This window comes from Streptomyces sp. NPDC042201, assembly GCF_055582185.1.
The window spans coordinates 285,844-308,896 of record NZ_JBVJDS010000010.1 but is presented as its reverse complement, the minus strand read 5'-3'; the positions used below and the strand labels follow the sequence as shown (position 1 = coordinate 308,896).

The 23,053-nt window shown below is 69.9% G+C and carries 24 protein-coding genes; 15 read left to right on the top strand and 9 right to left on the bottom strand.

What is annotated here, in order from left to right; all coding sequences use genetic code 11:
- Positions 1-7 precede the first annotated feature (7 nt).
- The 5 genes from ACZ6MZ_RS25020 to ACZ6MZ_RS25000 are packed head-to-tail and all read left to right on the top strand — an operon-like array spanning position 8 to position 5,010.
- The gene (locus tag ACZ6MZ_RS25020; protein WP_469354378.1) at positions 8-1,096 is read left to right on the top strand and encodes a cupin domain-containing protein; all 1,089 of its coding nucleotides are present in this window, start codon (positions 8-10) and stop codon (positions 1,094-1,096) included.
- 38 nt (positions 1,097-1,134) lie between these two features.
- Positions 1,135-1,500 carry a hypothetical protein gene (locus ACZ6MZ_RS25015; protein WP_469354376.1) on the top strand — a complete coding sequence of 122 codons (366 nt, stop codon included), beginning with the start codon at positions 1,135-1,137 and terminating at the stop codon, positions 1,498-1,500.
- Positions 1,501-1,542: 42 nt separating this feature from the next.
- On the top strand, positions 1,543-2,700 hold the full coding sequence (locus ACZ6MZ_RS25010; RefSeq protein ID WP_389792526.1) for a Rieske 2Fe-2S domain-containing protein: 1,158 nt from the start codon (positions 1,543-1,545) through the stop codon (positions 2,698-2,700).
- Positions 2,700-3,422, top strand: a complete 723-nt coding sequence (locus ACZ6MZ_RS25005) for a class II aldolase/adducin family protein (protein WP_386875763.1) — start codon at positions 2,700-2,702, stop codon at positions 3,420-3,422. Before ACZ6MZ_RS25010 ends, ACZ6MZ_RS25005 begins: the two co-directional genes overlap by 1 nt.
- A gap of 4 nt (positions 3,423-3,426) precedes the next feature.
- Positions 3,427-5,010 (top strand): ethanolamine ammonia-lyase reactivating factor EutA, encoded by a 1,584-nt coding sequence (locus ACZ6MZ_RS25000; protein WP_469354374.1) that lies wholly within the window; start codon positions 3,427-3,429, stop codon positions 5,008-5,010.
- A gap of 51 nt (positions 5,011-5,061) precedes the next feature.
- Here ACZ6MZ_RS25000 and ACZ6MZ_RS24995 read toward each other — a convergent pair whose 3' ends face one another.
- Positions 5,062-5,871 (bottom strand): IclR family transcriptional regulator, encoded by an 810-nt coding sequence (locus ACZ6MZ_RS24995; protein ID WP_384184304.1) that lies wholly within the window; start codon positions 5,869-5,871, stop codon positions 5,062-5,064.
- Between the two features lie 67 nt (positions 5,872-5,938).
- On the opposite strand from ACZ6MZ_RS24995, the gene ACZ6MZ_RS24990 reads away from it, so the two are divergent.
- The 6 genes from ACZ6MZ_RS24990 to ACZ6MZ_RS24965 all read left to right on the top strand — a co-directional run bounded on the left by ACZ6MZ_RS24990 (position 5,939) and on the right by ACZ6MZ_RS24965 (position 12,775).
- The gene (locus ACZ6MZ_RS24990; protein WP_384336104.1) at positions 5,939-7,198 is read left to right on the top strand and encodes an FAD-dependent oxidoreductase; all 1,260 of its coding nucleotides are present in this window, start codon (positions 5,939-5,941) and stop codon (positions 7,196-7,198) included.
- Between the two features lie 52 nt (positions 7,199-7,250).
- The gene (locus tag ACZ6MZ_RS24985; RefSeq protein ID WP_469354373.1) at positions 7,251-8,372 is read left to right on the top strand and encodes a cupin domain-containing protein; all 1,122 of its coding nucleotides are present in this window, start codon (positions 7,251-7,253) and stop codon (positions 8,370-8,372) included.
- Positions 8,369-9,256 carry a fumarylacetoacetate hydrolase family protein gene (locus ACZ6MZ_RS24980; protein WP_469354371.1) on the top strand — a complete coding sequence of 296 codons (888 nt, stop codon included), beginning with the start codon at positions 8,369-8,371 and terminating at the stop codon, positions 9,254-9,256. Before ACZ6MZ_RS24985 ends, ACZ6MZ_RS24980 begins: the two co-directional genes overlap by 4 nt.
- Positions 9,257-9,360: 104 nt before the next feature.
- Positions 9,361-10,518, top strand: a complete 1,158-nt coding sequence (locus ACZ6MZ_RS24975; RefSeq protein ID WP_469354369.1) for an extracellular solute-binding protein — start codon at positions 9,361-9,363, stop codon at positions 10,516-10,518.
- Positions 10,519-10,562: 44 nt separating this feature from the next.
- Positions 10,563-11,618, top strand: coding sequence for a cupin domain-containing protein (locus ACZ6MZ_RS24970; RefSeq protein WP_384184290.1), 1,056 nt, complete (start codon positions 10,563-10,565; stop codon positions 11,616-11,618).
- Positions 11,619-11,644: 26 nt separating this feature from the next.
- Positions 11,645-12,775, top strand: a complete 1,131-nt coding sequence (locus ACZ6MZ_RS24965; protein WP_384184287.1) for a hypothetical protein — start codon at positions 11,645-11,647, stop codon at positions 12,773-12,775.
- A 92-nt stretch (positions 12,776-12,867) separates the two neighbouring features.
- On the opposite strand, the gene ACZ6MZ_RS24960 is transcribed toward ACZ6MZ_RS24965, so the two are convergent.
- A complete protein-coding gene (locus ACZ6MZ_RS24960; protein WP_469354366.1) occupies positions 12,868-13,590 on the bottom strand; it encodes a chitinase in 723 nt (240 codons plus the stop codon).
- A gap of 228 nt (positions 13,591-13,818) precedes the next feature.
- A complete protein-coding gene (locus ACZ6MZ_RS24955; RefSeq protein WP_469354364.1) occupies positions 13,819-14,337 on the bottom strand; it encodes a lytic polysaccharide monooxygenase auxiliary activity family 9 protein in 519 nt (172 codons plus the stop codon).
- A gap of 347 nt (positions 14,338-14,684) precedes the next feature.
- On the opposite strand from ACZ6MZ_RS24955, the gene ACZ6MZ_RS24950 reads away from it, so the two are divergent.
- From ACZ6MZ_RS24950 to ACZ6MZ_RS24940, 3 genes are all read left to right on the top strand, one after another.
- A complete protein-coding gene (locus ACZ6MZ_RS24950) occupies positions 14,685-16,157 on the top strand; it encodes a glycoside hydrolase family 76 protein (RefSeq protein WP_469354362.1) in 1,473 nt (490 codons plus the stop codon).
- A gap of 114 nt (positions 16,158-16,271) precedes the next feature.
- Entirely contained in the window at positions 16,272-16,730 is a 459-nt protein-coding gene (locus tag ACZ6MZ_RS24945; protein WP_389672335.1) for a hypothetical protein, read from the top strand.
- A gap of 124 nt (positions 16,731-16,854) precedes the next feature.
- A complete protein-coding gene (locus tag ACZ6MZ_RS24940; protein WP_384184274.1) occupies positions 16,855-17,052 on the top strand; it encodes an antitoxin in 198 nt (65 codons plus the stop codon).
- A gap of 126 nt (positions 17,053-17,178) precedes the next feature.
- On the opposite strand, the gene ACZ6MZ_RS24935 is transcribed toward ACZ6MZ_RS24940, so the two are convergent.
- From ACZ6MZ_RS24935 to ACZ6MZ_RS24920, 4 genes are all read right to left on the bottom strand, one after another.
- Complete coding sequence (locus ACZ6MZ_RS24935; RefSeq protein ID WP_389792846.1) at positions 17,179-17,826, bottom strand: endonuclease; 648 nt, start codon at positions 17,824-17,826, stop codon at positions 17,179-17,181.
- A 49-nt stretch (positions 17,827-17,875) separates the two neighbouring features.
- Positions 17,876-18,172: a DUF4235 domain-containing protein gene (locus ACZ6MZ_RS24930; RefSeq protein WP_384184269.1), complete on the bottom strand. Its 297-nt coding sequence runs from the start codon at positions 18,170-18,172 to the stop codon at positions 17,876-17,878.
- A 303-nt stretch (positions 18,173-18,475) separates the two neighbouring features.
- Positions 18,476-19,054, bottom strand: a complete 579-nt coding sequence (locus ACZ6MZ_RS24925) for a hypothetical protein (protein WP_389672339.1) — start codon at positions 19,052-19,054, stop codon at positions 18,476-18,478.
- Complete coding sequence (locus ACZ6MZ_RS24920) at positions 19,041-19,613, bottom strand: RNA polymerase sigma factor (RefSeq protein ID WP_384184265.1); 573 nt, start codon at positions 19,611-19,613, stop codon at positions 19,041-19,043. The genes ACZ6MZ_RS24925 and ACZ6MZ_RS24920 overlap by 14 nt, the downstream gene beginning before the upstream one ends.
- 158 nt (positions 19,614-19,771) lie before the next feature.
- On the opposite strand from ACZ6MZ_RS24920, the gene ACZ6MZ_RS24915 reads away from it, so the two are divergent.
- Entirely contained in the window at positions 19,772-21,019 is a 1,248-nt protein-coding gene (locus tag ACZ6MZ_RS24915; protein ID WP_389792849.1) for an SGNH/GDSL hydrolase family protein, read from the top strand.
- Positions 21,020-21,134: 115 nt separating this feature from the next.
- Here the strand turns inward: ACZ6MZ_RS24915 and ACZ6MZ_RS24910 are convergent, their stop codons facing one another.
- Both ACZ6MZ_RS24910 and ACZ6MZ_RS24905 read right to left on the bottom strand, forming a co-directional pair.
- The gene (locus tag ACZ6MZ_RS24910; RefSeq protein ID WP_469354359.1) at positions 21,135-22,034 is read right to left on the bottom strand and encodes an NAD(+)/NADH kinase; all 900 of its coding nucleotides are present in this window, start codon (positions 22,032-22,034) and stop codon (positions 21,135-21,137) included.
- Positions 22,031-23,041, bottom strand: coding sequence for an SPFH domain-containing protein (locus tag ACZ6MZ_RS24905; RefSeq protein WP_384184256.1), 1,011 nt, complete (start codon positions 23,039-23,041; stop codon positions 22,031-22,033). Before ACZ6MZ_RS24905 ends, ACZ6MZ_RS24910 begins: the two co-directional genes overlap by 4 nt.
- Between the last annotated feature and the right edge of the window lie 12 nt (positions 23,042-23,053).

The following is a 23,053-nucleotide window of genomic DNA, read 5'->3' as shown; positions in this document are numbered from 1 at the left end:
GCACCGGATGACGGTCGCCGAGACCGAGTTGCCCACGATCAAGCGCCCGACGGCCTACGAACAGTGGCTGGCCGACGAGGGACTGAAGGTCGTGGAAGGGCTGTTCATCGAAGACCTGCGCACCGTCGAGCTGGGGGACTGGCCGCGGCGGGAGTGCCGGGCCGCGGTGGCCCGGCTGGAGGGCACCGAGGACGTCAATGACGCCCACATCATCGAGATCGCTCCCGGCGGGCAGATGGCACCGGAGCGCCATCTCTACGAGGAGATCACCTATGTCGTCTCCGGGCGGGGCTCCACCACGGTGTGGAACTCCGCCGGGACGCGGGCGACGTTCGAGTGGAACGCCGGCAGTGTGTTCTCCGTACCGCTCAACGCGTACGCGCAGCACTTCAACGGCAGTGGGTCGCAGCCGGCCCGCTTCTACACCGTGACCAGCGCCCCGCTGGTGATGCGGATGTTCCACAACCGCTCGTTCATCTACGACTGCGACTTCGACTTCACCGACAGGTTCGGGTCGGACAAGGACGACTTCAGCGGCGCCGGTACGGCCTACCAGGCCCGGGTGTGGGAGAGCAGGTTCATTCCCGACGCCGCCGGCATCGAGCTGAAGTCGTGGGCCGCGCGCGGTGCGGGCGGCAGCAACGTGATGCTCGAGATCGCGGACAACAGCCTGTGCGGCCACGTCTCGGAGTTCCCGGTCGGTACGTACAAGAAGGCCCACCGGCACAACGCCGGCGCCCATGTGATCATCCTCGGCGGCACCGGCTTCTCCCTGCTCTGGCGTGAGGGCGAACCGGTCCGCAAGGTCGACTGGCAGCAGGGATCGATCGTGGTGCCGCCGGAGCGGTGGTTCCACCAGCACTTCAACACCGGCACCACTCCGGCCCGCTACCTCGCCCTGCGCTGGGGCAGCAAGAAGTACCCGCTGTTCAAGCAGTTCCTCATCGACCGTCCCACCACCGAGGGCGGCGACCAGATCGAGTACCAGGACGAGGATCCGTCGGTGCGCGCGACCTTCGAGGCCGAACTCGCCGAGCACGGTACGCACAGTCGCATGGAAGCGGTCTACGCCCGGGCCGGCCTGCGGACCGGCTGACCGGACCGCGACGGCGCCGCAGGAAGGAAGGAGGCGAAATGATCACCTTGGAACGTCACTTCGACGAGGACTTCTACGTCGCTGCCGACGGAGCGACGCTGGCGATCGACTTCTGGAGCTATCTGAACGCGCTGCAGGCGAGGCTCGGGTGGACCTCCGCCGACGACCGGACCTGGGGTTATCTGGAGGAGCTCGTAGGCGACATCGAGCCGCTCATCGAGGCTCTCCCGGACGCCGACGGGGACGCGGACGCCGAGCCGTACCTTCGCCGGCTCATCGACGCGTGGGCCTCGCACGGAGCCGGGGAGCGCGACGACCTCCGGCAGCGGGTCGCCGCCATGCTGCGGCAGGCCCTGCGGGCCCAGACCGCGGTGACGCCCGCCGGGGCGGCGCGTCATCCGTGACCCGCGCCCCCTCAGGAATCAGCAGGCAAGAGGAGCACGCTCATGATCAGTGAAGCCGACAACGAATTTCTCACCCGGGTCGGCCCGGGCACCCCGATGGGAGACCTGCTGCGGCGGTACTGGCAGCCCGTCGCCGTCACCGCCGATCTCTCCCCGGACAAGCGCACCAAGCGGATACGGGTACTGGGCGAGGACCTGGTGCTCTACCTGACCGACGAGAACACCTACGCGCTGGTCGCGGAGTCGTGCGCGCACCGGCGGGTGTCCCTGTACTACGGCTTCGTGGAAGGCTGCGAGATCCGTTGCCCGTACCACGGCTGGAAGTACGACCGCACCGGCCAGTGCCTTGAGCAGCCTTTCGAGCAGGAGAACCGGCGGGCCAGGGAGCGCGCCCGTATCGACGCCTATCCCGTACGGGCCTACCGCGGCATCGTCTTCGCCTATATGGGCCCCGGCGAGCCGCCCGTCCTGCCGGAGTGGGATGTGCTCGACCGGCGCGACGGCCACCTCACCCTGTTCATCGAGGCGGACCTGAACTGCAACTGGCTGCAGCCGATGGAGAACGCCGTCGACACCGTGCACACCTTCTGGCTGCACGGGCACACGATGCGCGTGAAGGGCATCGACCGCGGCAGTTACTACTACCGCCCCATCGAGAAGTACTCCTTCGAGCAGTTCGAGTGGGGCATCATCAAGCGCCGCGTGTACCGCGACAAGGCCGGTGAGCTGGAGGAGGAGACCGGGCATCCGCTGGTGTTCCCCAACATCCTGCGGCTGCCCGAGGGTCCGCTGCAGGCGATGCACTGGCGGGTGCCCGTGGACGACGAGCACACCATGCTCATCCGGGCCGGTCTGCTGCCGGACAAGCCCGGCGAGGAACGGGTGCACGACGAGGAACCCAGCGTGGTCCGCATCCCGCCGGAGCTGACCGCCGACGGTGATCACGCGATGAACACCTTCACCAGCCAGGACCGGATGGCATGGGAGACACAGGGCGCCGTCTACGACCGTACGAAGGAGATGCTCGGCGCGGAGGACAAGGGGATCGCCATGTACCGCCGCCTGCTGCGGCAGCAGGTCGAGCGCGTGCGGGCCGGCGAGGACCCGATGGCGCTCATCCGCGACCCCGCCAAGTCCGTGGTCACGTTCGATGTGTCCCAAGGCCAGGCCCGGGTGGCCGTGGCCGAGGGCCGGGTGTGATGACCCCCGCGGCCGAGCGCGTCGCGGCGGCCTGCCGGGTCCTCGGCCGGCTGGGGCTCACCCGCGAACCGGCCGGCCACATCAGCATGCTGCTCGACGACGGGACCGTGGCGGTGAAGGCCCGCGGCCCCTCGGAGTCCGGTCTCCGCTTCGCCGGTGCCGAGGACGTGGTGGTGGTCGACCGGGACGGGACGCTGCTCTCGGGCGGGCCAGGACTGACCGCACCTCAGGAACTCGCCATCCACCTGGCGGTGTACCGGGCACGCCCCGACGTCACCAGCGTGGCGCACGTTCACCCCCTGATGCCGGTGCTCTTCGGCATCTGCGATGTCCCGCTGCTGCCGGTGATCGGCGCCTACGACCCGTACGCCCTGCGGCTGCTGGCCCGCGGTGTCCCGACCTTCGAACGCAGCGTGCTGGTGACGACCCCGTCGCTGGGGGACGAGGTGGCCGCCGTGCTCGGGGCGAGCGCGGCCTGTCTGATGCGCGGCCACGGGGTGACGACCGTGGGCGCGAGCCCGGAGGAGGCGGCACTGAACGTCATCAAGCTCAGCGAGCTGGCCGAACTGAACTACCTGGCCCGACAGCTCGGGGAGCCGCGGCAGATCGATACGGCCGAGCGTGAGGCGATCGTCGGTACCGGCCGGACCCGGCCGGAGCTGATCGACTCCGCGTGGCGCTTCTACCGCAGGCTCGCGGACGAGAAGGCCGAGGAGCGGTGAGAACATGTCCGACAGCGCCCTGACCGCCGTACAGCAGTACGGCCACCAGCACGGCCACCGTCACGACCACGACCATGGCCACGACCACAGCGACGACCATGGCCACGACCACGATCACGGCGTGAACATCTCGCCCGACGACCCGGAACATCCGCTGTGGGAACGCGATCAGATCGTACTGACCAGCGTGGGGATCGACATCGGCTCGGCCACCAGCCAGTTGCTCTTCTCCCGGCTGACACTGCGCCGGCTGGGCCGCGAGTTGTCCAGCGCCTTCGTCGTCGTGGACAAGCACGTCATCCACGAGTCGGCCGTCGCCCTGACACCCTACGCCGACGGGCTGCGCATCGACGACGAGCGGCTGAAGACCATCGTCGACGAGGCATTCGAGAGCGCCGGTATCTCGGCCGACGAGGTCGACACCGGAGCGGTCATCCTGACCGGTGAGGCCACCCGCCGCCGGAACGCGCGAGCCATCGCCGATCTGTTCGCCGCTCGGACGGGCCGCTTCATCTGCGCCACGGCCGGGCACGACATGGAGGCGGCACTCGCCGCCCACGGGTCGGGCGCGGTGGCCAGGAGCGAGCGCGACCACGCACGCGTACTCAACATCGACATCGGCGGCGGCACCACCAAGCTGTCGGTGGCCGAGTCCGGCACCGTCCGGTCGACCAGCGCGCTGCACCTGGGCGCGCGGCTGATCGTGGCCGACGACTCCGGCCGGATCGTCCGGCTGGAGCCCGCGGGCAGACGACTGGCCGCGGCGCTCGGCAGGGACTGGTCGCTGGGTGACCGGGTCGGAGCGGCCGAACTGGCCGACCTGGCCGCGCTGATGGCCGACACCGTCATCGCGGCGGTCAACCGGACGCCGGCGCCACTCGGCGATCTCGACTGGATCCGTCTGACGGAACCTCTGACCGAGCACGGTCCTTACGACGCCGTTCTGTTCTCCGGTGGCGTCGCCGAGTACGTCTACGGGCGCGAGGCACGGGAGTTCGGCGATCTGGGGTTGCTGTTCGGCCGCGCGCTGGCCGAGCGGACCGGCCGGCTGCCGGGCCCGGTGGAGGACAGCGGCCGGGCGATCAGGGCGACGGTGCTCGGGGCGTCCCAGTACACCGTGCAGGTGAGCGGGAACACCATCCACATCAGCGACCCCGACCTGCTGCCGCTGCACAACCTGCGAGTGGTCCGCCCCGATGTGGACCTGGCGGGGAGGGTCGATCCGGATCAGATCGCGGCCGCGATCGAGAGACACCTGTCCCGCGCCGAGGCGGATCCGGACGACGCGCTGGTCTTCGGATTCCGGTGGAGCGGACTGCCGAGCTTTCCCCGTCTGGACGCCTTCGTCGAGGGCATCCGGCGTGGTCTGAGCGGCAGGATCGCGGCGGGCCTGCCGCTGTGTCTGCTCTTCGACGGCGACATCGCCAGAACCGTCGGAGGCATCCTGCTCGACCAGGGAGTCACGACCCCGGTGGTCTCCGTCGACGGCATCGCGGTCACCGAGTTCGACTTCGTCGACATCGGCGCGGTGCTGCCCAAGTCCGGGACCGTACCGGTCTCGCTCAAGTCGATGGTGTTCTCGCTGTGACCGGCGGTCCCGCGTGGGCGAGGCCGCCGCCGTTACCCCCGGCCGTCCGGCTCAGCCCGCCTTGTTGAAGGCGTCCCGCACCGACGCCTGCGCCTGGACCAGCAGGTGCGCGAGTTCGCCGGCCTGCTCGACGGTCTCCAGCCGAGAGCTCGGTACGGCCACGGCGATGGCCGCGAGCGGGTAGCCGATGAGATCGTAGATCGCCATTCCCACGGCGCAGATGCTGCTCTCACCCTCGCCGAAGTTCACCGCATAGCCGTTGTCCCGGATTTCGTCGAGCTCGGACTCCAACTCGCGCCATGTCGAGATGGAGTTCGGTGTGCGGGTGTCCAACTGCCGGGTGGGGTAGCGCCGGTCCAGGTCACTGGCCGGCAACGCCGCCAGGATCGCCTTGCCGCCGGCCGTGCAGTGGGCCGGCAGGACGATCCCGGTGCGGGTGGCGACGCGCACCGACCGTGAGCCCTCCACACAGTCGATGAAACGGACGGAATCGCCTTCGAGCAGCAGCAGACTGACCGTCTCCTGCGTGTCTTCACTGAGCTGTTCGAGCACCGGCCGGGCCGCGTGCCGGATGTCGACGCGGCCGATGGCCGACAGACCGATCTCCAGCAGGGCGGGGCCGGGGCGGTAGACACCGTTCGGCTTGTCCTGCGTCACGAAGCCTTGCCGGCGCAGTGCGGTCAGCAGCCGGTGCGCGGTGGAACGGGCGACGCACAAGTCGTCGGCGGCCTCGGCGACGCGCAGTGCGCGGCGCTCGCCGATGAGACGCAGCAACTGCAGGGCGTTGTCGACCGATGACAGGCCCGTCTGTGCCGAGTTCGGGACGGAGGGGCGGGGTTCATCGCGAACAGTATTCTCCATGCCGGAATAGTAGCGCCAACTCTTTCGTGGCGCGGAATAATCGCTAAGGTTTGGTGCTATGACATTCGTGTCGAATCATCCTGGGCCGCCTGTGCTCATCCTCGGCGGCGGCCCCGTCGGCGCCACCGCGGCCTGGGCGCTCGCCCGGGCAGGCGTACAGGTACACCTCATCGAACGTGAGCCGGAGCCGCGTACCGACTGGCGCGCGTCGACATTTCATCCGCCGACCCTCGAACTGCTCGACGAACTCGGCCTGGCCGCTCAGATGCACGCGGAAGGGCTGGTGGTGCCGCGCTACCAGTACCGCGACCGGCGGGCCGGCCTGGTGGCCGAGTTCGACTTCACCCTGTTGAAGGAGGAGACGAAGTACCCGCACCGCCTTCAGCTGAACCAGCAGCACCTGGTCCGGATGCTGGTGGAGCGGCTCGTCGACGCGCCGAACGTCACCCTGCACTACGGCACGGAGGCAACGGCGATCCACACCGACGACGACGGGGTGGTGGTGGAGGGGCGGGGCCCGTCGGGCGCGGTGAGTCTGCGCGGCGGTTTCCTGGTGGCCGCGGACGGTGCGAGCAGCACGGCCCGCGGACTGCTCGGCGTGGAGTTCACGGGCTTCACCTACCCGGAGCGGTTCCTGATCGCCAGCACCTCGGCCGACTTCCGCTCGCTCATCCCCGGCATCGCCGACGTCAATTACGTCGCCGACCCCGAGGAATGGCTCTTCCTGCTGCGCACACCGGAGTCATGGCGCGCGGTGTACCCCCTCCCGCCCGGTCAGACGTACGAACGGGCCACCGACCTCGCGGAGATACAGCAACGCCTCCAGGGCATCGCTGCCCTGCCGGGCGGCTACGAGATCGGCGACCACCAGATCTACACCGTGCACCAGCGGGTGGCGAACTCGTTCGTGGCCGGCCGCTGCGCGCTGATCGGCGACGCCGCGCACATCAACAGCCCGCTCGGCGGGGTGGGGCTCAACAGCGGTATCCACGACGCGGTCGACCTCGCGCGCCGGCTCGCCCGCGTCCTCAACGACGGAGCGGACGAGGACGCCGAGCTGGCGACCTTCGCCGAGGTGCGCCGGCAGGTGGCCGTCGAGTACGTACAGGCGGACACCAAGCGCAACACGGAGCGGATCGGCGAGCGCGACGAGGACAAACGGCGGGCCAACCACGACGAGCTGCGCGCCGTCGCGGCCGACCCCGACCGGGCACGGGCCTGGTGCCGGCGTGCCTCCCTGCTCGAGTCGGTGGCCCGCTTCGGCATCGGCCTGCCGCCCCAGGACGTCCGCCGCCGCATCGACGCGGCGGCGAACTCCACCCCCTGAGTGCACCGTTGCCGCCGGCCCGCCCGGGCGCGGCACAGGCGAAAGAGGACCCATGACGCTCGATGAGACCCCACGCGCGCGGACCGATGAAGACGATCAGCTGGCCTCCCTGTACACGGATCTGGCAGCCGTCGACCTCTACCCGCTGTGGACGATCACCCGTGATCTGCTCACGCCCACCCCGCGCCCCCGCTCGGTCCCATGGCTGTGGCGCGCGCGGGTACTGACCGAACTCGCCGAACGCGCACTGCGGTTGGTGCCCGTGGAGCGCGGCGGGGAACGGCGGGTGCTGAGCCTCGGCAATCCGGGCCTGGCGGGACAGCCCTACGCGGCCGGAACCCTGTGGGGCGCCATTCAGTGCCTCGGCCCCGGTGAGACGGCGCCCGCCCACCGCCACACCCCGGGCGCCATCCGGTTCATCCTGTCCGGGGACGGCGTCGCGACCACGGTCGACGGCGATGTGTGCGACATGCACCCCGGGGACCTGATCCTCACCCCGTCGTGGAACTGGCACGATCACAGCAGTACGAGCGACGGCCCGATGCTCTGGTTCGACGGGCTCGACCTGCCGATGATCGAGGCACTCGACGCGGTGTTCTTCGAGCCGTACCCCGATGTCCGGCAGCCGGGCGCGGAACCGCACAACCGGTCGGAGGCCGAGGCCGGCCCGGGGCCACGCTTCGTCAGCGGGGCCGTACGCGACGTCCTCACCACCGAGCACTCCCCGCTGCTGGTCTACCGGTGGCCCGACACCGACAGGGAGCTGTCCCGGCTGGCCGCCGAGAGCGGCGCACCGCTGGTGAGCCTCGAATACGTCAACCCCGAGACCGGCGCCAGCGTGCTGCCGACCATGAGCTGTGGCATGCACCGGTTCGTACCGGGCGCGAAGACCCTTCCCGTGCGCCGCACCGGCAACAGCGTCTTCGTCGTCCACCGCGGGTCCGGCTGGTCGGTGATCGACGGCCAGCGCTTCGACTGGTCGGCCGGTGACATGTTCGTCGTCCCCTCCTGGGCCGCCGTCGAGCACACCAGCGGCGAGGGCGCCGACCTGTTCAGCATCAGCGACACCCCGGTGCTGCGGGCACTGGGACTCCACCGAGAACTGACCCTCGACGCCGCCCAACAGGTGACCGGCGTCTTCACCCCGGCGAACCTGGACACGGTGAGCGTATGAAACTCGCGATCTTCGACGACAACCGCCTCGGTGTCGTCACCGGTGACGAAGTGGTGGACGTCACCGGCGCACTGCCCTGGCCGCACGAGCCCGATCCGCTGCTCGCCGGCTGGTGGCGGGCGCTGTGCCGGGACTTCGCCGCCCTCGCACCCGCCCTGGAGGCGGCGGCCAGGAGCGGCCGGGGGCAGCCGCTGGACTCGGTGCGCCTGGCCGCGCCGGTGCTGGGGCCGACGAAGATCATCGCCTCGGCCAGCAACTACCAGGAACACATCGACGAGATGCACTCGGTCCAGCAGCGCACCCTGGGTCAGGTCGAGTCCTGGATGATGAACTTCGACATCTTCCTGAAGGCGCCCTCGTCGATCGTGGGGCCCGGGTCCGGCATCGTGCTGCCGCGCGACGTGCTCGCCGAGGGCAGCGAGATCCACCACGAGTCCGAGCTCGTCGTCGTGATCGGCACCGGCGGCAAGGACATCGCCGTCGAGAACGCGCTGGACCATGTGCTCGGCTACACGATCGGGCTGGACATCACCGTACGGAGCCCGGCCGACCGGTCGCGGCGCAAGAGTTACGACACCTTCAGCCCGCTCGGCCCCTGGCTCACGACGAGCGACGAGGCGGGCGATCCCGCGGACTTCGACATCCTGCTGACCTGCAACGGCGAGACGCGCCAGGCGGTCAACACGTCCACGATGATCACCCCTGTGCCGCAGATCGTCGCCTATGCGTCGCGCATGATGACGCTGCACCCCGGAGACGTGATCTTCACCGGCGCACCCCCCGGTGTCGGGCCGATTCTGCCGGGCGACGTGCTGGACACATCGATCAGCCGGCTCGGCGCCATGACGATGACGGTCCAGGCCGAGGATGCCATCTATTCCTGATATAGGAATACTTGCCAGGACTATTCCTGGGGAGCGAACTTCGTGGCTATGGTCCTGACACTTGCCAGCCAATGGCTCATTCGCACCGAAAACAGGTGAAGGCAATGTCAATGACGACGAAGGCCAGATTCATCCTCCCGGCGGCCGTGGTACTGCTCCTCAGCGCCTGCGGGGAGAGCCCGTCCACCGCTCCCGCCGCCGGCACCGCTTCCGGCAGCGCCGGCGGCAAGACCGTCTCGGCGGGGTGTCCGGACCCCGACGGCGCCCTCGCCCAACGGGCCAAGAACGACGGGGAGGTAGTCATGACGGGTACGCCGGACGGCAGTGTGCGTACCGACGTGCCGAAGGCGTTCGAGCAGACCTACGGCGTCAAGGTCACCTACGTCGGCGGCCGCAACAGCGACATCGCGGCCAAGCTCCAGTCCGAGCGCAAGGCCGGCATCTTCACCCATGACGTCTTCGGCGGTGGTGGCAACACCATGACGAGCACCTACTACGGCGAGGGGTGGATCGGCTCCCTCAAGGACGTGCTCGACCCGGCGTTGCTGACCGCGGACAACTGGCGCGACGGCGCGCCCAAGTGGGTCGATCCGGAGAAGGAGATGATCCTTCAGCTGTCGAACTACGTCGACTCCGGCGTCGTCGTCAACACCGACCTGGTGAAGGACGGCGATCTGACCACCTTCGAGGACATGCTCGATCCGAAGTGGAAGGGCAAGATCGTCGTCGACGACCCGCGTTCCAACGGCGGAGCCATCTACGACGTCGGCACCTTCGCGCAGGCTTACGGCGAGGACTTCGTCAAGTCCCTCTACGTCGACCAGAAGCCGACCCTGCTGACCGACCAGCGCCAGGAGCTGGACGACATCGCCCGGGGCAAATACGCCTTCGGCCTGTCCCTGCAGAACGCGGAGACCGAAGAGGCGCTCGCCGAGGGGCTGCCGCTGAAGCAGCTCAAGCTGACCGGCGCTCCGCCGGTGGCGACCGGCGGCTCCAGCCTGCTGGCCATCGACAACAAGGCTCCGCACCCGGACGCCGCCAGTCTGCTGGTCAACTGGCTGGTCTGCAAGGACGGCAACTCCGTGTGGATGAACGCCCTCCAGGTTCCCAGCACCCGCGCCGACGTGCCGGCGCCGGCCGAACTGGGCGCGACCGTCCCCGAGGCGGGCAGCGAGTACTACGACAGCTACGGCTGGGACGTACTGACGAAGGACGTGAAGCGGCTGCAGAAGATGCTGGTCGACCTGCTCGGTCCGCAGTAGTCCGGCCGTCCGACGGTGTTCCGGTCGCATCCTTGGAGGAATTCATGACAGCGCAGCCGTCCGCCACACCACCGACCGCGTACGCGCGGTGGTCCCGCGGCCAGGGCATCGACATCATCCCTGGCTTCCACATCCCCGATCTGCGGGCGGTCGCCCTCAAACCCTGGGCACGGACGGGCGGCTACGGCTGTTTCATCACCCACGACGACAGCGACCGCAGCAACGACTGCTATCTGAGCCGGATCCCGGCGGGGGAGAGCCTTCACCCGGTGCGTCATCTGCACGAGCTGATGATCTACGTGCTCTCCGGGCGGGGAAGTACGACGGTATGGGGTCCTGACTCGGTGCCGCAGAGCTTCGAGTGGGAGCGGGGCTCGCTGTTCGCCATCCCGCTGAACGTGCGCTACCAGCACTTCAACAGCAGCGGTGAACAGCCGGCGACCCTGCTCGCGGTGACCAACGCGCCGGTGCTGATCAATCTGTTCGACGAAGCCGAGTTCCTCTTCAACTGCCCGTACGACTTCCCCTCGCGTTTCTCCGGGGCAGCCGGCTACTTCAGCGGCGAGGGCACGCTGACCGGCCGGCTGTGGGAGACCAACTTCGTCCCCGACGTGCGCGGCTTCCAGCTCGTGGACTACCGCGAACGCGGCGCCGGCGGCACGAACGTCCAGTTCAAACTGGCCAGGAACACGATGATGGCGCATGTGTCGGAGTTCCCGGTCGGGACGTACAAGAAAGCCCACCGGCATTCGCCCGGCGCCCATGTGGTGATCCTCAGCGGGACCGGATACAGCCTGATGTGGAAGGAGGGCGAGCCGGTCACCCGCTACGACTGGTCCGAGGGCTCACTCGTCATCCCACCGGGTGAGACCTTCCACCAGCACTTCAACACCGGCGCCACACCGGCCCGTTACCTCGCCCTGCGCCATCTCAACGCACGCCGTGATCCGGCGACCGGGCTGCCCATGTCCACGGTCAGCACCCGGCTGGGCGGCGACCAGATCGACTACGAGGACGAGGACCCGGTGGTCCGGCGAATGTACCGCGACGCGTGCGCCGAGAACGGCATCGCGTCGCGTATGGAGGAGTTCTATTCCTGAGTCCTGTCCAGAGAAAGGAATGACTGATGGCATCGTCCGGCCGGGCCCGGGAAACGTTCTACGACAGCTGGATGCGGAAGGAAGGCCTGCCGGTCCATCGCGGCTACGGCATCGCCGACGTCCGCACGCTGGAGCGCGCCGACTGGGCACGCACCGGCGGCAAGGCGGCCTTCGTCCATCTGCACGGCATGGAGGGCTTCACCGGTATGCACATCGGTGAGATCGCCGCCCGCCGGTCGCTGGACCGCCAGCAGCACCTGCACCAGCAGTTCATCACCGTCCTGTCCGGGCGCGGCGCGGCCGACGTCTGGCTGCCGGGCGACTCGCGCAGGACCACCTTCGAGTGGGCGCGGGGCAGCTTCTTCGCCATTCCGCTCAACTGCTCCTACGTCCTGCACAACACCGGGTCCGAGCCCGTCGTGTACATGGCTGTCAACGACGCGCCCATGGTGATGGACCTGTTCCACAACGAGGACTTCATCTTCGCCAACGACTACCGCTTCACCGACCGGTTCTCGCCCGGCGACGCGTACTACTCGACCAGCGAGCGCTACCAGAACTACTTCGGCGGCGTCGCCGAGACCAACTTCATCGCCGACATCCACCGGATCGCGCTGGACTCCCTGGGCGTCAAGGGCAGCGGCGTGGACGCGACCGTCTTCGAGATGGCGGGCAACACCGTCGCCGCGCACATCACCTCCTGGCCGGTGGGGCGCTATCACAAGGCCCATCACCATCTGGGCGGGGCCATTCTCTACGGCCTGCGGTCGAGCGGGTATGTACTCATCTGGCCCCAGGAGGCGGGCAGCCGGCCGTATCTGGCGGGCAACGGCGACCGGGTGGTGCGGGTGGAGTGGGGAGAGGGCTCCGTCTACAGCCCGCCGAGCAAGTGGTTCCACCAGCACTTCAACACCGGATCGGGGACCGCCCGGCAACTGGCCTTCCGCGGCGGGGTGAAACACCCGACGGGTATCCGCCGGGCCGGTAATCCGATCGTGGACGGCCGTCCCGGAGTGCTCGTCAGCGTGCGGGAAGGCGGCAGCCTGCTTCCGTACGAGGACGAGGACCCGCGGATACGCCGCGACTACCTCGACGCCCTGGCCGCACGCGGCGTCTCACCCGATATGCCCGACGAGCTGTACGTGAGCTCGCCCTGATCCCCGGGCGGAAGCCCCGGGTTCGACGGCGGGGCGGTACCGACGGCCGGTGAGCCGTCGGTACCGCCCCGCCGGTGATTACGGTGTCTGCTTCAGCAACTCAGGTTGGCGCCCGGGTCGACTCCGAGGATCTGTGCGAAGCCCTTGTAGCTGTCGATCCTGCTCTGCACCTGCGCGGGGTTTCCGCCGTTGCATTCGAGGCTTCCGTTGATGCTGCGAATGGTCTCGCCGAATCCCACGCCGTTCACCATGGCGTTGTGCGGTGTCATGGTTCCCGGACCGTTCTGGGTGTTCCAGTACCAGAGGCCGGTCTTCCAGGCCACGGCGGAATCGTTCTGCACGAGATCGGGGTTGTTCAGCAGATCGATGCCCAGTGCGTCGCCCGCGGACTTGTAGTTGAAGTTCCAGCTGAGCTGGATCGGGCCACGCCCGTAGTACTTGTCCTGGCCCGCCGGGCAGCCATAGGGCTGGGACGAGTCGCAATAGTGCGGGTAATTCGCTGTGTTCTGTTCGACCACATGGACGAGGCCGCCGGTCTCGTGGCTGACATTCGCGAGGAACGCGGCGGCTTCCTGCTTCCGTACGGTGTCACTTCCCGTGCCGGAGAAGCCCGGATAGGCGCTCAGGGCGGCAGTCAGACCGCCGTAGGTGTAGAACGAGTTCCGGTTCGGGAACATCTGGTTGAACTGGGCCTCGCTGACGACGAAATCGGCCGCCGGGGCCGACTGCGCCGCGGAGGACGGCGCGAGAGACAGCAGGGAGAACGCGGCGGCCGAGGCGGTCGCGGTAAGCAGTCCGAGGATGCGCTGACGCACGGTGACTCACTCCTTGGATCCGGCCGCCGTACGCGCGGCGGCCCAGGCAGGTGTGTGGGGGGATTTCAGGCACGCGTGTGTGCACCGGCAGGCGGCCTGGTGGGGGGTGGGGCGAGCTGGTGGCGCGAGAGGGTGCGGCGAGAGGGTGCGGCGAGCTGTGGCTCGTACGGGTGAGCCCCCGCCTGAGGTGTCAGGGGCTCACCCTGAGTGAGTCGGGTCCGGAGGACCTCAGCCGCCGACGTTCACGTCGATGCAGGCGTAGAAGGCGTTCGTGGTGTCCGCGACATTCCAGACCGCCAGGACCTTCTGATGACCCGACAGGCCGCCGAAGTTCACCTGGTGGGTGACGGTCGCTCCCGGCTTCGCTCCGTTGTCGTTGAATTCGGCGATCTGCTGCCCGCCGGCGAAGTACTGCCAGGTGCTGGTGGCGTGCTGCGCGGTCAGCTTCCACTGGAATGACGTGGTGCTGCCCACGGGCGTCACGGTCCAGCCCTTGGAGTCGTCGTCCAGCTCGGCGAACCGTGAGTTTCCGCCGCTGCAGCTGGTGAGCCCCTTGGGCCCTTCCACGCTCTGCGGTTCGTAGGTGATATCGCCGCAGCTGACCGTTCCCGCGGCGCACTGGGCCTGCCTGCTGGGGGGCGAGGAGATATATCCGTGGGCGCTGGCGGAACTCGCGGGGAGGCTTATGGCGAGAACCGGCGCGACAACGGCGCCGAGGGCAGCGGCCAGCTTCCTTTTGGCATGCATGAAGTACTCCTTCACATCAGGTCTTCCTGCGCGATTCCGGGTTGTGGGGAACCCGGATACGGCAGGTCGGCCTCTCGAGTGTGGGGGCCAAGAGGCGCGAAGGTCGGCGGTGGATTCCCTTCCGTGCGCAGCGGAAATGACGTTGCATCCGGGAAAGGTCTCTACCACTTGGCCTAGACCATACAGGTCGACGTGTTCCCGTCAAGGGTGCTGTGCGAACGCCTTGTTGGGGCCGCGGCCGGACTGATTGACGTGAGCGCGTCACGGTCATACGTTCTGGGAGCGCTCTCGGTACCCCCTGTCCTCGCTCATGTCGTCCGACCCCGGAGCCGCTCATGTGGACAACGATGTCAGCTCGGATGCGCCGCCTGGTGGCGCCGGTCGTCACCACGCTCGCCGTCACCCCGCTCGCCGTCGGTACTCTCGCCGCGGCGGACCCCCAGGCCGTCGCCGCCCCCACCGCCGCCATCTGCAACACGTACTGCGACGCCCGTGACCCCGCGCTCGCGCCGCAGGACCGCGCCCCCGTCTCCGCGGCGCTCTTCTCGCGCTCCATCACCCTCCACTTCGACGACCAGGACGCGATGGGCTGGGCCTCGCTCGGCGACGGCAGCCCCGGCGACGAGGTGTGGCTGGACCGGTCCTTCGACGGCGGGCGCACCTGGAGCTCCGGCAGCCGCCTCGGCGCCACCACCGTGCCCGCAGGACAGCGCGGCTGGCGCACCCTCATGTACAACGTCGACGACTGGAACAACCACGGCGTCGGCGCCCTGCGGGCCTGCGGCAAGGCCGGCGACCGTACGGAGATCGCCTGCACGCCCTGGGCGCGTACGACCTGGAACGCGGGCGACCGGCGCAAGGCCGCCGCCACCGCGCAGATGCAGTTCTACAACAACGGCACCGGCCTGTTCGACACCACCGGCTGGTGGAACTCCGCCAACGCGCTCACCGCCGTCATCGACAACATCCGGGTCTCGGGCATGCCCAGTTACCGGTACGCCATCGCCAACACGTACGACCGTCAACTGAACGCCCAGGCCGGCCAGTTCCGCAACGACTACATCGACGACACCGGCTGGTGGGGGCTGGCCTGGGTCGCCGCGTACGACGCCACCGGCGACAGCCGGTATCTGAACACTGCCCGTGCGGACGCCGACCACATGGCCGCCTACTGGGACGGTACCTGCGGCGGCGGCGTGTGGTGGAGCACCGCGAGGACGTACAAGAACGCCATCGCCAACTCCCTCTACATCCAGCTCAACGCGGCGCTGCACAACCGCGTCGCGGGAGACACGGCGTATCTGGGCAGAGCGCGTGCCGGATGGTCCTGGTTCCAGGGCACCGGCATGGTCAACGGCTCGCACCTTGTGAACGACGGCATCGATCTGGGCACCTGCCGCAACAACGGCGGCACCGTCTGGTCGTACAACCAGGGCGTGCTGCTCGGCGCGCTCACCGAACTGCACCGCGCCACCGGGGAAGGACAACTCCTCACCGCCGCACGGCAGATCGCCGACGCGGCCACCACCACGTCCTCGCTGAACACCGCCGACGGCATCCTGCGTGACCCGTGCGAGAGCGGGGACTGCGGAGCCGACGGACCGTCCTTCAAAGGCGCGCACGTACGCGGTCTGGGCGCGCTCAACGCCGCGCTCTCCGATCATCCCTACACGGCGTATCTGACGAGGCAGGCCGACGCCGCGTACGCCAGGGACCGCAATCCGCTCGATCAGTACGGACTGCGCTGGAACGGACCGCTCGACAAGGCGGACGCGGCTCGCCAGCAGAGCGCCCTCGACCTGCTCAACGCCGCGCCCTGAGCCCTCACTTCACGCGGGTCCGCTACCTCGTTCGAGTGGCTCTGGCGGAAACGGCTCCCGCCGGGGACCGTGGGCTCTCTAGTCTCGGTGTCAGCCGATCTCAGGGAGCCCGTGATGCAGAAGCAGCCCGCCACGCAGCCCCCGTCTGTGGATGTCGCACAGCTGGCCTGGGCGGTGCTCGTGCTGGAGCAGGCGCAGCAGCTCCTCAAGGGGGCCGAGGACGCCTGCCGGCTGCACACCGTCACCGGCGGGACGGGCGAGCACCAGGCGGGCCTGTCCCTGCTGGCCTCGGGGGCGACCGAGGCCGCCGTCACCATGGCCTCGGCCCTCGGCTTCGCCACCGCCGGTCTGGACACGAAGGCGTCGTGGAAACTTCGCGGCGCCCGCTATCTCGGCAATCTCCCCACCGGTGTCAGCCGCATGGACCGTCCGCTCGAACCGGCCGTGATCGAAGGTCTCCTGCTGGTGCGTCAGGTGGCCGAGTTCTACAACCCGGACACGGTGCGGGAGATCGACGTCGCGCTCGCCGCGACCGCCCCGTCCTGGCCGCCCGCCGGCCGCGAGATGGGCTGAGGGCAACCGGCTCCGCCCCTCGGCATCACTGCGGGTGAGTGAGCGGACCGTATCCGCTGCGGATGCGGGATCGCTGGTCAGCGGCGATGGTGGGAGGGAATACGTTTCGAGCGAGGAGCCGAACATGTCGATGCTCGACAAGCTGAAGGGCCTCATCAAGGGGCATGAGGACACGGCACGCAAGGGGGTGGACAAGGGCGGCGACGCGTTCGACCAGAAGACGCAGAACAAGTACAGCGGCCAGACGGACGCCGCCCAGAAGAAGATGAATGAGCAGCTCGGGAACGAGCCGCCGTCGGACAAGCGTCCCCCGCAGAGCTGATACGCCGCACAGTTGACGTCGTCGTCTGACGTCGTTGTCCCGCACGCGCGCGCCACCGGACCGAGTGTCGTCATCATCGACGGACCGCCGACGGATCGGTGGCTTGCGTGTGCCTTTGCGTGTGCCTCAGGCCCCCGCCGATACCGTCTTCTTCTTCTCCAGGGCGACTCGCACCAGCGCGGAGGCGAACACCGCCGGGTCGGCGTCGCCGGCCAGGCGTGCCAGTGCCTCGGGGTGGTCGGGCAGCCCCAGGCGATGTGCCCCTTGGAGCGCCTTCTCGTCCAGATACGGCGCGAGCTCCGGCCAGACGGCCTGCGCCTCGCGCAGGAAGATGTCCACACCGACGGGACCGAGTCCGGGCACCTCTCGCAGCAGTCGGCGCAGGGCGTCGATATCCGTGCCCGCCGCGTCACGCAGCCGCCGCAGATCGCCGCCGTACTCGTCGAGAAGCAGCTCGGCCCCCTCGCCGAGCTGGGTCGCGGTCCGTTCGTCGTAACGGCGGTAGCCGCCCCGGCCCAGCGCGTCCACGCGCTCCTGCCAGCCGGCGTCCGCCATCCGCCGGGCACTGTCCAGCCCGGAGTCCGTGAGCGCACGCGAGGTCGCCACCGCGGTGTCGCTGCGGATCCGCGCACTCAGCAGACAGGCCAGCACCAGTGTCTGGTAGAGCGGCTGGGGAGTGTCGCGCAGACGGATGTGTGCTTCCGCCGCGTACGTACGGCCGTGGGTGTCGAGCAGTTCCCGTACGGTCTCCTGGTTGCCGGTTCTCGTCACCATGCGCCTCCTCCGTGAGGCAGCCGCCGCGGCGCTACTCCTCAACCACGCGCTAGTCCCTGCCCCCACTATTGTCACTCGGCCAGGTGCCGGTCGCACGCTCGATGGCCTTGGCGCCCGACCGGTCCACGGCGCTGCGCACGACCGCGAAGATGGCGCCCTGGACGGCGGCCGCCAGCAGGACTTCGCCCCAGCCACGGTCGCGGTCGAGGGCGTCCGGGGCGTTGTCCTCGTGCCGCAGGGCCTTCCATGTCGTCTGGAACGCCAGCCCCGCCAGCGCTCCGCCCGTCCAGCCGAGCACGAACCCGACCGGCCGGTAGGCGAGCGTGAGTTTCTGCTTCTTCTTCACCCGAGTCTCCTTCGCTGACTGCGCCGGCTGCGCCGGTTGCGCCGACCGCGTGGATGGCGGCCGTGTCCTGCCGGTTGGCGCGACAAGAGGTCGGGTGCCCTCCTGGGATGGATGCACACAGGTGATCGCGACGGCCCCCGCGCCTCCTCCGGCGTGGGGACACGGCGCGTGCCGTGCGTGGGGGTACGCGGCACACGCCGTGTGTTCATGAGGCGGCCCGTGCGGGGCCCGCCGTACACGCACTACACGATCGGCGGACCCTCCCCGTATGACACCTTCCGGAGTGACCTGCGTCACATGGGCTCAGTCGGTGAGGCACTCCGGCACGTCCGGCGCGTCGCGGGTGCGGACCCCCGGCAGCCAGCCGTGCCGGCCCTGGGGGGTCCGCACCAGATACCAGCGGGTCGAGGAGATGCCCGACTCGTCCTCGGTCCTGGTGCCGTCATCGATCGCACAGCGTGCCGTCAGCCGGTCGTCGTGCCAGACCGGCGTGACCCGGTTGCCCTGCGCCGCGTAGCGCGCGTACGGATCCACCGCCAAGCGCAGCGCGCACTCCGTCGTGCGCGGTCCACGGCAGCCGCGGACCGCGTGGTACACGCTGATGGCCGTTCCCGCGCTGTCGGCGGGCGGCGCGAGCTCAGGTGCCGGCCGGCCGGCACCTGAGCTCGTCGGCCACCACGCCCCGAGGGCGACCGCGGCCACTGACGCCGCCGCCAGCACGGCGGCCAGGACGGGGTGCGGAAGCCGGTCCGCCCTGCGGGGCGCCGACGCGGGGGAGCGGACGCGCTCCCACAGGCCGTGCGGGAGACCTATCTCCTCCTCGGCGGCCCGCAGCCGTTCGCGCAGGGCCGCGGCCACGGGGTCGTCGTCAGGCCTGCTCATGGCGCTCTCCGTCCCGGATGTTCCGGCCCTCCCGGGCGTCCTGGCCCTCGGCAGCCAGGGTGCGCAGTTTCTCCAGCGCGCGGGCGCGGTGCCGGGCGGCCGTACCCCGGTGCACCTTCATGATCTTCGCGGCCTGGTCGATGGTGTAGCCGTCGAGATCCACCAGGATCACCACTCCGGCCTGCCGCGCCGACAGCCGGCTCAGCAGCCGCAGCGCTTCCCACTCGCTCTGCCGCCGCGCCAGTCCGCCGTCCCAGCCGTGAGCCTGTGCCGCGCCGGGGTCCTCGGTCGGCACCTGCCGTATCTCCTTCCTGCGCGCGTCGCGTACGGCGCTCAGCAGCGCCGCGAAGGCGTAGGCGTACGGCTCCGGGTGGGCCAGCAGCCGTTCCGGGCCGGCCACCAGCTTCAGATACGTCTCATGGACCGCGTCCTCCGCCGACTGGCGCGCCCCGGACAGCATCACGGCCCTGCGGTACAGCCTGGGCAGCAGCGCGCAGAACAGGGTGTCGAACGGCGTCCGTCCGGGAGGAGGGGGGCCGGTCTCTTCGTCGAGGGCCATCGGTCCCCATGAATTCCCACCGTGGGCCCCGGCCAACCGGAACGCCCCCGGGGTATCGGGACCGTCCGAAATCCGTTCGAAAGTCGAACCGGTAGCGCTTTCTGTGCGTGCCATTACTGACATGAGCACGACCATTACTGGAGAGGGACCAACCCGCAATGAACAGACCGGAGTTACCCCGCGCCTGGCGCGCGGCCGCCGTCCTCGCCCTCGCTCTCGGCACCGTCCTCGCGGTCCCGACCGCGTCCTTCGCCCGTACCACCGCCTCCGTACCGGCCACCGCCCACGCGCCGGCCGCCACCACCCCCGTCGTCACCTGGGCCGCCAGCGCCGACCGGCTGGACACGGCCGTCCCCGCGCGGACCCACCGGATCGTCGTGCACACCAGCGCCGGCGGCAGCGGGCTGCGGATCCGGCTGTCCAACGCCTTCGGCGAGCAGCCGGTGACCTTCGGCCGCGCCTACGCGGGTGTACGGTCCTCCGGCGCCGCCCTGGTGCCCGGCAGCAACCGCGCGCTGTCCTTCGGCGGCGCTCCGTCGGTGACCGTCCCGCCGGGCGGATCCGTCTACAGCGACCCGCTGCGCGGCACCGTGGGCCCGCAGTCCGATCTGGCCATCAGCGTCTACGTACAGAACGCGGCCGGCACGGCCACCGGCCACCGGCAGGGGCTCCAGACCTCGTACATCGCGCCCGCCGGCAACCACGCCGCGGAGGAGGCCGCCACGTCCTACACCCAGCAGACGGGCTCCCGTTACTACCTGGACGCGGTGGTGGTCGACGCCCCGGCCGGCACCGGCGCCGTCGTGGCTCTCGGGGACTCGATCACCGACGGCTCCATCTCCACCGGGGACGCCAACCGCCGCTGGCCCGACTTCCTCGCGGGCCGGCTGCGGAGCGACGCCGGTACCACCCTCAAGGGTGTCGCCAACGAAGGGATCTCCGGCAACAAGGTCCTCTCCGACGGCGCCGGGCAGAGCGCGCTGAAGCGGCTGGACCGGGACGTCCTGTCGCAGCGGGGTCTGCGCACGGTGATCCTGCTCGAAGGGGTCAACGACATCAAGGCCAACCCCGCGCCCACGGCTGCCCAGCTGATCGACGGATACCGGCAGATCATCGAGCGGACGCATGCCGCCGGCGCCTGTGTGGTCGGGGCGACCGTCATGCCGTACCAGGGCTGGCAGGAGTGGAACGAGGGCGGCGAAGCGGTCCGCCAGGCGGTCAACTCCTTTATCCGGAGCGGCGCGTTCGACGGGGTCGTGGACTTCGATGCGGCCGTCAAGGACCCGGCCGCCCCGGCGAAGATCCTGCCCGCGTACGACAGCGGGGACCATCTGCACCCGAACGACGCGGGCATGAAGGTCATGGGGGACGCCGTCAGCATTCCGAGCCTGCGCTGCGACCGCTGACCCCCGCCCGCTAACCCGCTAACCCGCTGACCTGGCCTGGGGGCGGAGGCCCGCGCCCTCGCCCCCTTGTCGGTGACCCGCCGAAGAGGCGTATCGAAGGTCACCCGACAGGCTCTCAGCCGAGCAGCCGCAGCGACGTCGCGGATCTGCCCAGCCGGACCGTCTGACCCCATGTCAGTTCCAGCGCGTCGCTCTCCATGCCGTCGCCGAAGGCCACCAGCCGGTCGGACTCGACGGTGAGCCGCAGCCGTTCCGTGTCGGCCAGCACCCCTTCCACCAGCGAGGTGCCGGTGGCAGGGGAGGGCCAGGCCTCCCTGACGTACCAGATCAGCCGGTTGTCGGTGGGACCGGGAAGCGGCAGGGCGCTGCCGCGTTCCCGCCGCAGCGAGCGCAGCCAGCCCGTGGCGCCCGTGCCGGTGCCGACCAGCACGCCGGACGATGCCTGGGCCTCGCCGGGAGCCGTCCCGTCGTCAGGGCCGAGGCGGTAGCGGGCGGTCTGGTGGCCCGGCCGGCCGAGATAGATCTCGTTGAGCGCGAGCAGCCGCTCGCTGTCGTCGGCGACCGCCTCCACCATGGTCAGCTCGTCGACGGAGCCGGCGCGGGCAGCCGCCGCCCGCAGCAGTCCGGCCGCGTCGGCCGCCCGATGGCGCACCAGCACACCCGGGTTGCGGCCCGGGTCCGTGTCGATCCCGACCACCGGCTGGCCCGACAGATACTTGGCGGCGTTGGCGACCAGTCCGTCCTGGCCCACCACGATCACCACATCCTCGGGGGCGAACAGGAACCGGTCCAGGTCCGCCCGCTCCACCCGGGCCTGCCGCCACTGCAAGGGCACGGCGGCCGCCACCTCGGCGAGCGCCTTCCGCGCCCGGTGGTGACGCTCCGCCACTTCCTCGATGGACCGGCCGCGCGAGGAGAGGAAGAAGGCGGCCTGGCCGTGGGTGCCGTGCCGGGTGAGCAGCTCCTCGTACTCACTGGTGCGGTGCACCAGCACCGCGCGCGGCGCGAGGCTCACCGCCGCTCCCCGCCCGCCCCGCCGAGCTTGGCCAGCAGGCCGGTGAGGACATCGGGGGAGAGGGTGACGCTGTCGATGCGCGGCAGGTTCTCGGCGAGCCGGGTGGCGGCCAGCGCGTGCAGCGTGGCGGCGTCCGCATCGCCGTGGACCCGCAGCCAGGCGGACTGGGCGCCGGCCCGCGCCTCGCCGGTCTCCCGCGCGGCCTCGGCCTGCGCCTTGGCCAGCCGTACGGTACGCAGCGCCTCGGCCTCGGCACGTATGGCGTCCGCCGCCGCGCTCTCCTCGGCCTCGCGACGGGCGTTGGCGCCCTGCTGCTCGACCAGCCGCTCCTCCCTGCGGGCCAGTTCGATCTTGCTGGCGAGTTCGTTCTCCGCGATGGCGCGCTCGCGCTCCACGGCCACGGCGCGGCGCTCATAGGTGGCCCGGTCCGCCTCCTGCTGGATCTGCTCCCGCGTGGGGGTGCGCAGCGCGCGCTCCACCTCGGGCTCCGGGCGGATGGCGACGACCCGGGCCGCCACCACCTCGATCCCGGTGGCGGGCAGCCGCGGTTCCGCCGCCAGACCGCCGGAGATCCGCTCCCGTACCGACGCCACGCCGTCCGCCAGGGTTTCCGAGAGGGAGGTACGGGCCAGTACGTCGAGCGCGTGCTGCTGGGCGGTCTCGGTGAGCAGGGTGGAGATCTGCTCCAGCGGGGCGCCGCGCCAGACGCCGGTGTCCGGGTCGATGGAGAAGTCCAGGCGGGCGGCGGCGGTGGCGGGTTCGCTGATCCGGTACGTCACGGTGGCCTGCACGGTGACGTCCTGGAAGTCCGACGTACGCGCGTGGAAGGCCATCGCCAACTCGCGGTCGTCCACCGGGATCTCGGAGAGCGCCGCGGTCAGCGCCCGGAACCAGAAGCTCAGCCCGGGACCGTCATGGACGAGCCGGCCGCGCCGGTGGTGGCGGATGTGGGCGGTGGGCGCGGAGCGCAGATGGCGCCGGCCGAGGCGCCGGGTGATGTCGGCCATGGAAAGGACCCC